This window comes from Hymenobacter yonginensis, from assembly GCF_027625995.1.
Taxonomy (GTDB): Bacteria; Bacteroidota; Bacteroidia; order Cytophagales; family Hymenobacteraceae; genus Hymenobacter; species Hymenobacter yonginensis.
In genome coordinates this window covers 2,022,535-2,035,922 of sequence record NZ_CP115396.1, presented here as the reverse complement: position 1 = coordinate 2,035,922, position 13,388 = coordinate 2,022,535, and the positions used below count along the sequence as shown (strand labels likewise).

Genomic DNA, 13,388 nt, shown 5'->3' with positions numbered 1-13,388 from the left:
GAGGCCGAAGCATCTCGCTAGTGTGGTAGATTCATTTACCACACTAGCGAGATGCTTCGGCCGCCGGCCTCTGCATGACGGGCTGTTACAGCTTGTAGCCCGGAAAGCCTTTCGTGAACTCGGCTGCCGGGATAGGCTGGTTGGCTACCACGTCGCTGAACTCGAACTTCTCGAACAGGCCCTTGTCGTCGTGGACCTGCACGACCAGGGGCAGCATCAGCTTCTGGTCGACGCAGACGAGGGTGCGGCGGCCGTAGCTGTTGGGTACCTGCAGCATGCGGCCGGCGGCTACTTTTTCGCCGGGGTCGAGGTTGTTGCGCTCCATTATGCGGTACTCGCCGCAGCCGAACTTATCGGCGATGCGCTCGGGCGTGTCGCCGACCACGGCTTTGTAGGGCACGTAGCGGAACTGCGGGAAATCGGCGCGCAGGATGTAGCAGGGGCGGCCCGCCACGGTGGTGTCGCCGGCGTAGCGGAAGCTGCGCTCGAAGCTGTGGTCGCGGCGCTGGCTGGAGCCCTTGATGAGGTCGGTGATGGTGCCGTAGCCGGCATCCAGCACGCTGTGGTGCTGGTTTTTGCGCATCACCGCGCCGACAGGGTCCAGGCTCAGGGTCACGTAGGGGAAGCTGTTGGGATACACCCAGGCGTCGCCGTCGTTCTGGCCCGTCACCCACAGTACCTCAATGCCTTTAGCGTTTTTGAGATACACCCGCAGCGGCCCGAAAGTCATCTTCATGGCGGTGCGGGCCTGCTGGTACTTGCCGCCTTCCAAGCGTTCCTGGGCCCGCACGGTGCAGCGCAGGGTCTTCAGGTTTTCGATGGAAGCTGTGAGGCGGTTCAGGAGCTGCTCGGTGGTGATGCGGTCAGCGGCCGGGGCCGGAGAAGTAGTAGCGGCGGCCAGCGCCACGGTTGGCAGCAGGGCAGTGGCCGAAAGCCGAATAAAACGCGTCATGAAGAAACTAGGCAAGATCGAAAGGTCAGGTGGCCGCTACGCATAAACCGGGCCGGAACAAACAGCAAGATAAGGATAGGCCCGTAACGCCGCGCGGCCGGTGGGAGTTGAGGAAGAATGCTCGTGGCGGCAACTTTTTCGGGGCGCAACCGGAATAACCAACGCACCTTTTCTTTCTGCACACCCATTCCATGCGCTTCACTGTTATCACGCCTACCCACAACCGCCGCCAGTTTCTGCCCGAGGCGGTGGCCAGCGTCCGGGCTTCCGTTTCGGCTCCCCTGGACTTTGAATTCGAGCATCTGATCTGCGAAAACGCCTCCACCGACGATACCGCCGCCTGGCTGCGCGAGGCCGTCGGCTCCGACGGCGCCCCGGTGCGCGTCGTCAGCCAGGCCACCAAGCTGCTGCCCGGCCCGGCCCGCAACCTGCTCATCCAGGACACGCCCGCCGACGGCTGGCTGGTGCCCCTCGACGATGACGACCTGCTGCTGCAACGCTGCCTGCACAACTACGCCGACCTCGTGCAGCGCCACCCCGGCCAGCCCTGGTTTGTGGCCGATTTCCTGCGCGTGGATGAAGAAAAGCGCTACATGCCCGGCGAGGATTACTATGCCTGGAGGTTCGAGACGCCCGCCGACATGCTGCGCGCCATCTTCCGGGCCGAGCACTTCATCCAGGGCAACGTGTGCTACAGCCGGGCGCTGTTCGAGGAAGTGGGCGGCTACAGCGAGGAAATCACCATGGCAGAGGATCTAGACCTTTACGTGCGGTTCCTGCTGGCCGGGCACCTGCCGGTGCTTTCCCCTCACATCAGCCATTTGCACCGCTTCCACACCAGCAACGTCAGCATCGGGGTAGACGCCGACAAGCACGCCAACGACCTGCGTGTGATTTACGACCAGTACGCCGGGCAGCTGCAGGAACTGGGGATAGAACGGCCGTAGGTTCGCTGCTATTCAATCTGCCTGGGCAGGGCGCGGGCCAATGTCTCCAAATATGTATAGGGCACTCAGAGAAATGGTTTCGGGTTTAAAACCTTCCGCAAGAGCCTGACTACAAGCATCTACTTCAGGACTCCACGCAGCAACTTCGAAATGGAAGGTTTCTGACCACGCGCCCTTTCCAATAATATCTTCCGCAACTCTTGCTGCTGCGAGATATACAGGTTCATCGGCAAACAGCAAGTCCTTGACAACTTCCCCGTTTGAGTATTGCAAGGTGAATGTGGGAGGGAATTCCAAAGGAAATTTTCGAAGGAAAGCTCTGCCAAAAGCAAGGGGAATGAACAGCACAAGCTGAGTGGCTAAAGCATCTGGTATATTGTCGGCAAGTAAATTGGTATGTACACTGTCTTCCGTTGCGTCTTCCGGTACGAAGTAGGGCAGTGAATTCTGAATCAGTTGGGGCAATGACTGCATAGTGTGTTGGATTATTTCACTTCCACACCGCCCTTCAGCACCAGCTTCACTTGGCGCAACGCGGCCACGTTCTGGGTAGGGTCACCCTGCACGGCCACGAGGTCGGCGAGGAGGCCGGGCTGCAGGCGGCCACGGTCGGGGAGCTGGAAGATGCGGGCGTTGTTGCTGGTGAAGCCGCGCAGCACTTCCAGCGGCGTGAAGCCGTATTCGCGCACCAGCAGCTCGGCTTCACGCACGTTGTCGCCGTGGGCGAATACGCCGACGTCGCCGCCGAACGCCAGTTGCACGCCGCTTTGGCGGGCCGCTTTTATGCTCAAGCGTTTCTGCTGAATCCGGTCGGGCTCGGGGTCTTGGCCTTTGCGCCAGCCTTTGTACTGCGCGGTGGCGTCGCCGGCGGCCACGGTGGGGCAGAGGGCCACGCCACGCTGCTTCATCAGCCGGAAAACTTCCAGCGTGCCGCCGTCGCCGTGCTCGATGGTTTGGACGCCGGCCAGGGTGGCGCGGCGCATGCCTTCGGGCGTGCTGGCGTGGGCCACCACGGGGCGGCCGGCGCTGTTGGCGGTCTGCACAATCAAGTTCAGCTCTTCCTGCGAGAAGGTAGGGCGGCTGGGCTCGTCCTTGCCCCAGCGGTAATCCGCGTACACCTTGATAAAGTCGGCGCCCTTACCGATTTGCTCGCGGGTGGCCCGCACCACGCCTTCGGGGCCGTCGGCTTCCTGCGCGCCCTGGGGCACGTCCACGTTGGCCGAGAGCTTGGGGCCGTAGGAGCCGGTGGCTACCAGCGCCCGGGTGGCCACCAGCACGCGCGGCCCCGGAATCAGGCCCAGGTCAATGGCCTGCTTGACACCCACATCGGCGTAGCCGGCGCCTTCCGAGCCTAGGTCGCGGGTGGTGGTGAAGCCGGCAGCCAGCGTGGCGCGGGCGTGGGCGGTGGCGCGGGCCACGCGCAGCGCCTCCGATTCCAGCAGCACCTGGTCGTTCCAGGGCGCTTCGTTGTAGGGGTGCAGCAGCAGGTGGCTGTGGCCTTCGATGAGGCCCGGCAGCAGCGTGAGGCCCGGCAGCTCCAGCGTGCGGGCACCGGCCGGCGCGTTTAGCTGCGCGGCCGGCCCCACGGCCCGGATCCGGTCATTTTCCACCAGCACCGCCCAGCCAGGGTGCAGGGTTTCGCCATCGAAAACGGCAGCGGGGCGGAGCAGGAGCAAGGTGGTGGCCGCCGCGGCGGGAGGCGGCGGCGGCGGCGGGAGCTGGGCAGGCAGTGAGGAGATAGGGAGCAGCAACGTGGCTGCAAGCAGGAATCGGAGCACGACAGGAAGGCGGAAGAGACGTGAGGCAGTGCTTAAAGCTACAGGCTTGCGCGCAAATCAGCTGGCCATATCCTCAGGAACTGGGCCGCTGGATTAGCGCCGTTAGGGCCGGAACCAGGGTTTCTCCCGCCACGGCTGTGTGGGCAGCCCGATGCTTTGCTGAAAAACGTGCGCCAGATTATGGGCAATCCGTTCGTCTGGCAGCTCGGCAACATATAGCAGGGTGTCATCGGCCAGCGTGAAGAACAATTGCCCGAAATCAGGCATTTCACTACCAATTCTTCTTTTCCTGATGCGTACCCCCACCTGCAGTATGTCTTCAAACTTCAGGGTTTCCTGAGCCTGCACGTGCTCCTGATAGTGCGGATTATGGTACTCGATGCGGACCTGCCGTTCGGTTACATCCAGTATAAGGGTATTTTGAAAGCGTAGTACGTTGAAGTCGTGCTGATCCTTGTGGCCCTTGTACCAATGCCAGGCACCAAGCGCCACAGCCCAGAGCAGCACGAAGTAGCTACCAGAATAAAAGGAAACACCAGCCATGACCACCAAAACGACGATAAGAATCACCTCCTGTACTTGCTTTGACAGTAATCTGTCGGCTGGCGAATGGAGTGTGACAGTGGTGGCAGAGTAACGTAGCTCTACGGCGCTGTTTGGCTGCTGCAAGTCGCGGTAGATGGCCTGCAGCGCCGGAAATAGGTTGGTGATAGTCATGTATAAAAAAAGATACCCGGCCGAATGTACGGCCGGGTATCCGGATAGCGAAGCAGGCGAAGGTTAGGCGTCTGCCTTTTCCTTTTTCTTCGCTTTCACCTTTTTCATCTTCTTGCCTTCGGTTGGCGCAGCCCCGTCGGAGGTGCTGCCGACCAGCGTCATTTCCTTGACGAGGTGGCCGGCGCCGGCGAATTTATCCACCACAAACAGCATGTAGCGCACGTCGAGGGTGATGTTGCGCACCCGGTCGGGGTCGAACATGATGTCGGACATGGTGCCTTCCCAGTTGCGGTCAAAGTTGGTGCCGATCAGCTCGCCGCGGCCGTTGATGACGGGCGAGCCGGAGTTGCCTCCTGTCGTGTGGTTGGTGGCAATGAAGGCCACGGGCACGGTGCCTTTGTAGGCGTAGGGGCCGAAATCCTTGTTTTTGTACAGCTCCACGAGGCGGGCTGGCACCTCAAAATCGGGGTTGGTGGGGTCAGCCTTTTCCATGATGCCGTCGAGGGTGGTGTAGAAGTCGTACTTCGTGCCGTCGGCGGGGGCGTAGGGCTGCACCTGGCCGTAGGCTACGCGCAGGGTGGAGTTGGCGTCGGGGTAGAACTTGCGGGTGGTTTGCTGCTGGCGCAGGCCGGCCACGTAGGTGCGCTGCAGCAGCGCAATCTGGTCGGTGGCGGCGGTGTAGGTGGGGAGAATGGCCGTGCGGTAGTTGCCGATGATGGCCGCAGCCAGCTGCGCGGCCGGGTCGTCGAGCAGGGCGCGGGCGTTGCCTTTCACCACTTCATCCAATACCGCCTGGGCGCCGGCTTCCGAGGTCAGGCGCGACTTGCCGTAGAGCTGGGTTACGTAGGCGTTCCAGCCGCCTTTGGTGGCGTATTGCTGCTGTAGGGTTTTCACGTAGGCAGGCAGCAGTGCGGGCGGCGTACCGTTGGCGTAGAGCGGCAGCAGGGCGGCAGCCACCTTCTGGTCGGTGGCCATGGTGCTGTTCTTGAAGAAGTTGGTGGTGCCGCCGCGGGCTTTATCCACGGCGGCGGCCAGCTCGGCGGCCGGGGCTTTCTTGTCCACCATTTCAGCCAGTGGCAGCAGGCTGTTGGCGTAGGCCAGCAGTTCCACGCCCATGGCGGCTTCGGTCACGTAGTCGCGGGCCAGGGTGTAGTCGCGCACGGTGGCGTACTGCTGCTGCAGCGCCGGCAGCAGGGGGGCATAGGCGGCGCGGCGGGCTTCGTCGCCGGCGCTGGCCCACTGCTGAAACTGGGCTTCCTGCTCCTGCTTCACGCGCACGGCGTCCAGCTTCTTGAGGCCGCGGTTTTCGCCGATCCACTTTTTCCAGTAGTTGGCAATGCCGGCGTACTTGGCAGCGTACTGAATGCGCACCTTGTCGGAGGCCTTCATGTCGGCGTCGAGCACGCGCAAACGGGCGTCGCGCACCTTGATTTTGGCCGGGTTCGAAACGGAATACACCTCATCGACGCCCCAGCTGGTGAGGTACTCGTTGGTGCGGCCGGGGAAGCCGAACACCAGCGTGAAGTCGCCGGGCTGCACGCCGGCCAGCGAGATGGGCAGGTGGTGGCGCGGCTTGAACGGCACGTTCTGCGCCGAATACGGTGCGGGCTTGTTGTCGGGCCCGGCGTAGATGCGGAAGATGCTGAAGTCGCCGGTATGGCGGGGCCAGGCCCAGTTGTCGGTGTCGCCGCCGAATTTGCCGATGCTGCTCGGCGGAGCGCCTACCAACCGGATGTCCTGGAACACCTCGGTCACGAACATGTAGTATTCGTTGCCGTTGTAGAACGGCCGGATAAACGCCTGGTAGTGCGTGCCCTGCACAGCGGCCTGGCTGATGCGCTGGATGTTGGTTTGCACCAGCTTCTCGCGGTCGGCCTCGGCAATGTTGCGGGTTGGCACGCCGGCCAGCACCTGCCCGGTCACGTCTTCCATCCGGATGATGAAGGTGGCCGTGAGGCCGGGGTTGGTGAGCTCCTGGCTGCGGTCCATGGCCCAGTAGCCCTTGGTCAGGTAGTCGTTTTCCACCGACGAGTGCTGCTGAATCTGGCCGTAGCCGCAGTGGTGGTTGGTGAGCAGCAGGCCCTCGTTGCTGATGATTTCGCCGGTGCAGCCGCCGCCGAACTGCACCACGGCGTCTTTGAGGCTGCCCTGGTTGATGCTGTAAATCTGGTCGGCCGTGAGCTTGAGGCCTTTTTTCTGCATGTCGGCCTCGTTGAGCTGCTTGAGCAGCAGCGGCAGCCACATGCCTTCATCGGCGCGGGCCGGCGCCGCGAGCGTGAGCAGTAGCAGAGCCAGCAGCGCCTGGCGGAGGGTTGGAAGCATAGCTATGGGGTAGGGGTGGGTGAATAAGGTGGATGGCAAAAGTACGGCTCCGGCGGTTTGGATGCAGACGTTATTTCGCCGGATAAGGCGCAATGACCAGACAAAAAAACGCCCGGCCAAAGGCCGGGCGCTGCAAAGGAAGGCGTCCAAAAAATCCGTGAAATCCGCGGAAAATTCGGGTGAATCCGTGATTCTTAGGAGTGACCCATTTCCGCCACGGCGGGGGCGTTTTCGGTGTTGGTGTTGGAGGCGGCGTAAGTTGGCTTGGCCGAAGCAGCCGGAATGTCGTCGGTTTCTTCGGCGGCGTGGGTTTTCTCCCACTCGCGGAAGCGGGTAATTTCGCCCTGGAACTTCTCGACAAACCAGCTCAGCAGGGCCAGGTCATCCAGGAAGCCAACCACCGGAATGAAGTCGGGCACCAGATCAAGCGGGGAGAGGGTGTAAAGCAGCACGCCCAACGCCGACACAATGGTGCCGGTTTCGATCTGGCGGTAGTCGCCGCTGACGTAGTTGCGCACGAGGCGCACCACGGTGCGGGCCACGTCGAAGAGCTGCTTGAACTTGTTGTCGCCGGACTCCTTGCTGGCGAGCTTGTTGGCTACTTCATTCAGCACCAGCACCACCTTAAACGGGCGGCCCAGCAGCTTGCCGGCGCGGTTCATAAACACGCTGAAAACGGCGTTTTTGGAAATCGAAAGTCCTTTTTCGAGAAGAGAAGACATAGGGCAGAGAAAATTGAAATGTAGTGCCTGTACGAAGCCACGCCGGGGTGAGTTATGGCCCGGCTGGCACAAAGCTGAAAAAGCCGGAAAATCCCTACGTTTGCCCCATGAGCCACTTCAGCACCCTGCCCGCTGCCACCGAGTACGCCCCGTTCTACCACACCTACGTCCGGCTGATTCCGGGCGACCCGCTGGCTGCGCTGCGCGCCCAGCCGCAGGAGCTGCGCTGCCTGCTGGCGGGCCTCACCGAGAAGCAGGCGCTGCTGCGCTACGCGCCCGGCAAGTGGAGCATCAAGGAGTCTCTGGTGCACATGCTGGATACCGAGCGCATCTTCGCCTACCGGGCCCTGCGCATCGCCCGCGCCGACACCACCCCGCTGCCTAGCTTCGACCAGGACGACTACGTGCCCGCTTCCGGCGCCGACGCCCGCCCGCTGGCTGACATTCTGCGCGAATACGACACCGTGCGGGCGGCTTCGCTGAGTTTGCTGGAGTCGTTTACGGCCGAAATGGTGGCCCGGCAGGGCACGGCCAGCGGCCAGCCCGTGAGCGTGCGGGCCATGGCCTACATTTTAGCTGGGCACGAAGCGCATCATCTGCATATATTGCAGGAACGCTACCTGCCGCAGCTGGCCGGCTAGCCGGCCTTCGGGCAACACGCCGGCCGCCGGCTGCGTTATTTCAGCAAGTCCTCACCCCTAATTCCTCTATCCATCATGGCTAAAGCCCAGGAACCCCGCAAGGAAAAGAAGAAAGAACCTACCAAGACGACCAAAGAAAAGAAGGCCGCCAAGGAAGAGAAGAAAGCCCTGAAGGCTCGCCAGCAGGACTAATGCACCAGGAGGTTCGTCTGCCACAGACGAACCTCTTTTGTTTTACCCCATTTCTTTGCCCAATGGCTCAGCGCCTCGCCCTTGTCACGCTCGTGGTAGCCGAATACGACGAAGCCATTGCGTTTTACACCCAGAAGCTGGGCTTCCACCTCCTGGAAGATACCCGCCTGAGCGACGAGAAACGCTGGGTGCGCGTGGCGCCGCCCGGCCCTGGCGGCGCCGAGCTGCTGCTGGCGCAGGCCGCCACGCCGGAGCAGATGTACTGCATCGGCAGCCAGACCGGCGGCCGCGTGGCTATGTTCCTCTACACCGACGACCTGCAGCGCGACTACCATCGTCTGCTGGCCGCGCAGGTGCGCATCGTGCGCCCGCCGGTGCAGCAGCCGTACGGCTGGGTGCTGGTGTTCAGTGATTTGTACGGCAACCTCTGGGACTTGCTAGAGCCAGTATAATCTGTCATTCCGAGCGGAGCGAGGAATCTGGGTATTTCTGCTGGAACAACCTCAGATTCCTCGCTTCGCTCGGAATGACAGGGTGCTACAGCGTGTAATACACCTCTTTTTCCTTATCGTGGTGCTTGATGTAGCCGTGGAGCGTGAGCTTGATGAGGGTGCGGTAGGCACGGCGGCGGCCCAGGTTCAGTAGCTTCATGTACTGGTTGAGCGTCAGGCGCGGGTTTTTCTGCAGGTAGTCGAGCACGGCCAGCTCTTCGCGGTTGAGGGGCAGCTTTTCCAGGCGCGGCATGTCCAGCGGGTCGTGGCGCTCCAGCACTTTTTCGGTGAGCTGGCTGGTTTGCACGCTTTCGTCGCGCACGCGCACGTAGCTGCGCCAGTCGCCGTCGGCCACCTGGGCACGGTGCGGCTTGTGCGGGCTTTCGGCCACCGTCACCACCAGCACCGTCAGGTCGTCGTGCTCCACTTCCCGGATCTGCAGGGTCAGGGCCGGCTCCACGTAGTGCCGGGCCGCCTGGCGCAGCAAATAGATTTCCTCTTCGGCGTCGCGCACGCCCACAATGCGGCCGTCGTCTTCCACGCCCACCAGCACCCGGCCGCCGTGCGTGTTAGCCAGCGAGGCCAGCGTGCGCGAAATGCGCGAAGGGTGCGTGGTCTTCTTCTTGAATTCCAGCTGCTCGCCTTCGCCCTGCCGGATAAGTTGTTCGAGTTCAGTCATGATGCCCGGGATATGATAAGTGGCTGCAAGCGGCCAGCCGCAAGCATACCAAATACGAGGGGGTAAGAAACTCCTGCAGCTCTTATTACACGCTAACGCCCGTTTCTTCTTCTGAAATCCGCCACAGGCGCGACGCATCGGGGCGGCTTTGCGAGCGGGCCGAGCAACGGCCGGGCCGGGTGTTTTTGAAATAGCGCCCACTCACGCGGGCCACCTCTGGGGCCGTGGCCAGGTAGAGGCTGGTGCGCGCGCCCTGCTCCGGCGAAATCATAAACGGCTTGGCCGGATACCACAGCGCCTTCATGCCCCAGGAGCTGCCCGCGTGCACCAGACCGGTGTCTACCATGCCCGGGTGCAGGCAGTTGGCCGTGACGCCGGTCAGTTCCAGGCGGTGGGCCAGCTCGGTGGTGAACAGGATGTTGGCCAGCTTGGAGTCGGCGTAGGCCGTGAGCCAGCTGTAGTTGTCGGGGGCGTTGCGGGCTTCCTGCGAGTATTCAATCTCGCCCAGCCAGTGCGCCTCCGAGGCCACTGTCACGATGCGCCCGGCCTCGGCTTCCACCAGCAGCGGCAACAGCAGGTTGGTGAGCATGAACACCGACAGGTGGTTGGTAACCCAGCTCAACTCGTGCCCCTCGGCCGTAACCGTGAGCGGACCGGGCATGATGCCCGCGTTGTTGACGAGGATATCCAGCTGCGGGTAGTCGTGCTGGATTTCGGCGGCCAAAGTGCGCACGTTGCTCAGCAGCGCCAGATCGAACAGGCGCACATCGAGCGTGGCCTCGGGCACGGAGGCCAGGATGGCGGCGCGGGCCCGCTCGGCTTTGTCGGGGTTGCGGCCTACCAGGATAACGCGGGCACCCTGCCGGGCCAGCTCGCGGGCCGTTACCAGCCCAATGCCCGAGGTAGCTCCCGTGACCAGGGCCGTTTTGTGCCGGAGCGGAAGGAGGGAAGAAACGACCATGGGCAGGGAAACGGGAAAGTATACAATCAATAACTCGGCGGCGGATTCTCTACTAACGACAAAAACGCCTGCAGAAGTTTTGCCGACATGATTGCCAGCTGATAGCCAAACGAATCCGCCGGACCGGGAGACATTCTCCAGCCGTGTTGCCCCTCAATACGGCGGCCTAAGTGAAGCCGTTTTCCCAGGAGCTTATCCGGAACTGTTGGACGCGCATCAGACAGCAGCTCACAAAAAAATGCCGCTTCCATGTGGGAAGCGGCATTTCTTGGTAGCAGGCGTTCTGAAATTAGAACGGCAGGTCGTTGTCGTCGTCCGAGGCGATGGGCGCCGAAGAAGCGCGCAGGTTCGGATTCTGGTTTTGAGCGGGAGCAGCGGCCCGAGGGGCAGCCTGCTGATAGCCACCACCCTGCGGAGCCGAAGCGCCGCCGGCAGCCGGCTCAATGCGCCAGGCTTCCAGGTTGGTGAAATACAGCATCTGGCCGTTTTTGTTGAAGCCGCGGCCGCGCAGGTTGAAGGCAATCTTCACCTCGTCGCCCACTTTGTAAGGGTCGATGAGGGCCGTTTTGTCTTGCACCAATTGGAACTTGATATGCTCAGGGTACTGGCCATCTACAACTTCCAGCACGAATTCGCGCTTGCGGAATTTCTCGCTCACCTGCTGTTCATCAAAGATTTCGTGCAGGCGGCCGGTAGCATCGTAAGCCATAAGGGTAATATTTTGGAGGGGTGAAAACAGTAGATCAAACGTACGAAAAAAAATGGGTTCCGGCTACCCGCCTTAGCACGGCCGGGGCGCAGCGGCCTACGTACCTTTGCCTTACGCCCCCACATTTATTTTCTTTCGCCTGCCCATGAACATTCCCTTTGCCCTGGCCATCCACGGCGGAGCCGGCACGATTTCGCGCCAGCTCATGACGCCCGAAAAAGAACAGGCCTACCTGGCGGCCCTGCGCCAGAGCCTGGAGGCTGGCCACGCGGTGCTGCGCCAGGGCGGCTCCGCCCTCGATGCCGTGGAAGCCGCCGTGCGCAGCCTCGAAGACTGCCCGCTCTTCAACGCCGGCCGCGGTGCCGTGTTCACCCACGATGGCCACCACGAAATGGACGCCGCCATCATGGACGGTCGCAACCGCGCCGCGGGCGCCGTGGCCGGGGCTCGCGCCGTGCAGAACCCCATCCGGGCGGCCCGCCTCGTGATGGAGCACACCGACCACGTGCTGCTGGCCTACCCCGGCGCCGACGAGCTGGCCCGGGAACATGGCCTGCCGCTGCAACCGGCCGAGTACTTTTTCACCCAGCACCGCTACGACCAGCTGCAGGAAGCCTTGCAGGAAGGCCGCATGCGCCTCGACCACTCACAGGCCCAGCCCGCCGCCGGCGCGCCTGCCACCCACGAAGACCCGAAAAAGAAAATGGGCACTGTCGGGGCCGTGGCTCTCGATCAGTACGGCAACCTGGCCGCCGCCACCAGCACCGGCGGCATGACCAACAAGCGCTACTCCCGCATCGGCGACTCGCCCATCATCGGCAGCGGCACCTTCGCCGACAACCGCACCTGCGCCATCAGCTGCACCGGGCACGGCGAGTTTTTCCTGCGCGCGGTGGTAGCCCACGACATCAGCTGCCTGATGGAGTACCGGGGCCTGAGTCTGGCCGAAGCCTGCCGCGTGGTGGTGCACGACAAGCTGGCGCCCATCGGGGGGGAAGGTGGCCTAGTGGCCGTGGATGCCGCCGGCAACATGGCTCTGCCCTTCAACTCCGACGGCATGTATCGCGGCAGCGTCAGCGCCGGCTCCGACTTCTACCTGGGCATCTACAAAGACTAGCCGGACGACAGCTTTACGCGCCTATATATATAAGGAGTAAACCAAGCAGTCGAAACCAACACAAAAGCCCCCTCCAAACCGAGTGTTTGGAGGGGGCTTTTGCTTGTATTATAGGTAGTTAAATGCCGTTGGGCGCGGCCACCGGTGCGTTGGCGTCCTGCCCCGCTGTGAGCTGCACCGATTCGGCGGCCTGCTGGCGTAGCTTCAGGTCGGGGTAGAACTCGCGCTGGGCGACGTCGTAGAGGTTGCCCTTCACCAGCACATGCAGCAGCATGCTCTCAATGGAAATGGCCTCGCCCTTTTTGGCGGCGGGGGCGTTGTTGTGCTCTAGCTTGTGCCCGTCCATGATAACAACCAGGTTCGAGCCGATGGCTTCCATCTGGTTGCCTTCGGTGATGAGCACGCCGGTGTCCTCGCCCAGTCCGATGCCAATCAGCTTGGGGTGCAGCGCCACGGCCTCGATGATGCGCCCGAACCGGCCGCGCTTCACAAAGTGCGAGTCAATAACCACGCTGTCGATCAAACCCAGGCCGGGGCCCATCTTCACGGCGCCTTTCATCAGAGCATCCGGTACGCTGCCGCCCTTGATCATGGTTTTGGACATGGCCATGGCGCCGGCCGAGGTGCCTGCAATGATGAAGTTGGGCTGCTCGTAGTAGCGCTGCTTCAGAATCTGCAGAAACTCCGAGCCGCCGAACATCTGGGTGAGGCGCGACTGGTTGCCGCCGCTCATCATCACCACGTCGGCCTGGCGCAGGCGCTCCAGGTACTGCGGCTGGCGGGCATCCTCGGGCGTGCGGATATCCATAATGTTCACGTTGTTGCAATTGAGCATCGTGAACGAGGAAATATAAATCCGGGCTACCTCTTCCGGAATCATGGAGGCGGTGGTAATCACCTCGATGCGCGGGTCTTCTTTGCCGGATTCCAGTACGACCCGTTTCAGAATGCCCAACTCGAAAAAGTTGAGGTAGTATTTCTTCTTGGTACGAGGGTTCGGGTAGGTACCCTTGTCTTCGTTGCCGCCAATGGCAATGAGCTTACCGAGGGGTTTGGAGGTCATCAACGCAAAAAATCAGCAAATGGAAAAACGGAATGTAGCACTCCGGTCCGGTGCAAGCAAGCTTCGGGCCAGAGGAATTGGCGAAGTCGGCCCCGCG

13 protein-coding genes and 1 pseudogene are annotated in these 13,388 nt (G+C 62.2%); 4 read left to right on the top strand and 10 right to left on the bottom strand.

Going from position 1 to position 13,388, the window contains the following annotated elements:
• Nucleotides 1-85: 85 nt before the first annotated feature.
• Entirely contained in the window at nucleotides 86-952 is an 867-nt protein-coding gene (locus tag O9Z63_RS08940) for a LysM peptidoglycan-binding domain-containing protein (protein WP_270128959.1), read from the bottom strand.
• Between the two features lie 191 nt (nucleotides 953-1,143).
• On the opposite strand from O9Z63_RS08940, the gene O9Z63_RS08935 reads away from it, so the two are divergent.
• Nucleotides 1,144-1,899, top strand: a complete 756-nt coding sequence (locus O9Z63_RS08935; protein WP_270128957.1) for a glycosyltransferase family 2 protein — start codon at nucleotides 1,144-1,146, stop codon at nucleotides 1,897-1,899.
• Nucleotides 1,900-1,911: 12 nt separating this feature from the next.
• On the opposite strand, the gene O9Z63_RS08930 is transcribed toward O9Z63_RS08935, so the two are convergent.
• The 5 genes and pseudogenes from O9Z63_RS08930 to O9Z63_RS21185 form a co-directional block, all read right to left on the bottom strand.
• Nucleotides 1,912-2,373, bottom strand: a complete 462-nt coding sequence (locus O9Z63_RS08930) for a hypothetical protein (RefSeq protein ID WP_270128956.1) — start codon at nucleotides 2,371-2,373, stop codon at nucleotides 1,912-1,914.
• 11 nt (nucleotides 2,374-2,384) lie between these two features.
• Entirely contained in the window at nucleotides 2,385-3,677 is a 1,293-nt protein-coding gene (locus tag O9Z63_RS08925) for a metal-dependent hydrolase family protein (protein ID WP_270128955.1), read from the bottom strand.
• 102 nt (nucleotides 3,678-3,779) lie between these two features.
• Nucleotides 3,780-4,394, bottom strand: coding sequence for a hypothetical protein (locus O9Z63_RS08920; protein WP_270128954.1), 615 nt, complete (start codon nucleotides 4,392-4,394; stop codon nucleotides 3,780-3,782).
• 63 nt (nucleotides 4,395-4,457) lie between these two features.
• Complete coding sequence (locus O9Z63_RS08915; protein WP_270128953.1) at nucleotides 4,458-6,716, bottom strand: S46 family peptidase; 2,259 nt, start codon at nucleotides 6,714-6,716, stop codon at nucleotides 4,458-4,460.
• 368 nt (nucleotides 6,717-7,084) lie between these two features.
• A pseudogene (locus tag O9Z63_RS21185) lies at nucleotides 7,085-7,183 on the bottom strand (YkvA family protein); the annotation flags it as partial.
• A gap of 362 nt (nucleotides 7,184-7,545) precedes the next feature.
• Between O9Z63_RS21185 and O9Z63_RS08905 the strand changes: the two are divergent.
• Together O9Z63_RS08905 and O9Z63_RS08900 are read left to right on the top strand one after the other, a co-directional pair.
• Nucleotides 7,546-8,079, top strand: coding sequence for a DinB family protein (locus tag O9Z63_RS08905; RefSeq protein WP_270128951.1), 534 nt, complete (start codon nucleotides 7,546-7,548; stop codon nucleotides 8,077-8,079).
• Nucleotides 8,080-8,333: 254 nt separating this feature from the next.
• Entirely contained in the window at nucleotides 8,334-8,723 is a 390-nt protein-coding gene (locus O9Z63_RS08900; RefSeq protein ID WP_270128950.1) for a VOC family protein, read from the top strand.
• An 85-nt stretch (nucleotides 8,724-8,808) separates the two neighbouring features.
• Here the strand turns inward: O9Z63_RS08900 and O9Z63_RS08895 are convergent, their stop codons facing one another.
• The 3 genes from O9Z63_RS08895 to O9Z63_RS08885 form a co-directional block, all read right to left on the bottom strand.
• On the bottom strand, nucleotides 8,809-9,441 hold the full coding sequence (locus O9Z63_RS08895; protein WP_270128949.1) for an AlbA family DNA-binding domain-containing protein: 633 nt from the start codon (nucleotides 9,439-9,441) through the stop codon (nucleotides 8,809-8,811).
• Nucleotides 9,442-9,526: 85 nt separating this feature from the next.
• The gene (locus O9Z63_RS08890; protein WP_270128948.1) at nucleotides 9,527-10,402 is read right to left on the bottom strand and encodes an SDR family NAD(P)-dependent oxidoreductase; all 876 of its coding nucleotides are present in this window, start codon (nucleotides 10,400-10,402) and stop codon (nucleotides 9,527-9,529) included.
• 289 nt (nucleotides 10,403-10,691) lie between these two features.
• Nucleotides 10,692-11,111 (bottom strand): DUF3127 domain-containing protein, encoded by a 420-nt coding sequence (locus O9Z63_RS08885; protein WP_270128947.1) that lies wholly within the window; start codon nucleotides 11,109-11,111, stop codon nucleotides 10,692-10,694.
• Between the two features lie 145 nt (nucleotides 11,112-11,256).
• Between O9Z63_RS08885 and O9Z63_RS08880 the strand changes: the two genes are divergently transcribed.
• Nucleotides 11,257-12,228, top strand: a complete 972-nt coding sequence (locus tag O9Z63_RS08880) for an isoaspartyl peptidase/L-asparaginase family protein (protein WP_270128946.1) — start codon at nucleotides 11,257-11,259, stop codon at nucleotides 12,226-12,228.
• 118 nt (nucleotides 12,229-12,346) lie between these two features.
• Here the strand turns inward: O9Z63_RS08880 and O9Z63_RS08875 are convergent, their stop codons facing one another.
• Nucleotides 12,347-13,291, bottom strand: coding sequence for a cyanophycinase (locus tag O9Z63_RS08875; RefSeq protein WP_270128945.1), 945 nt, complete (start codon nucleotides 13,289-13,291; stop codon nucleotides 12,347-12,349).
• Nucleotides 13,292-13,388 lie beyond the last annotated feature (97 nt).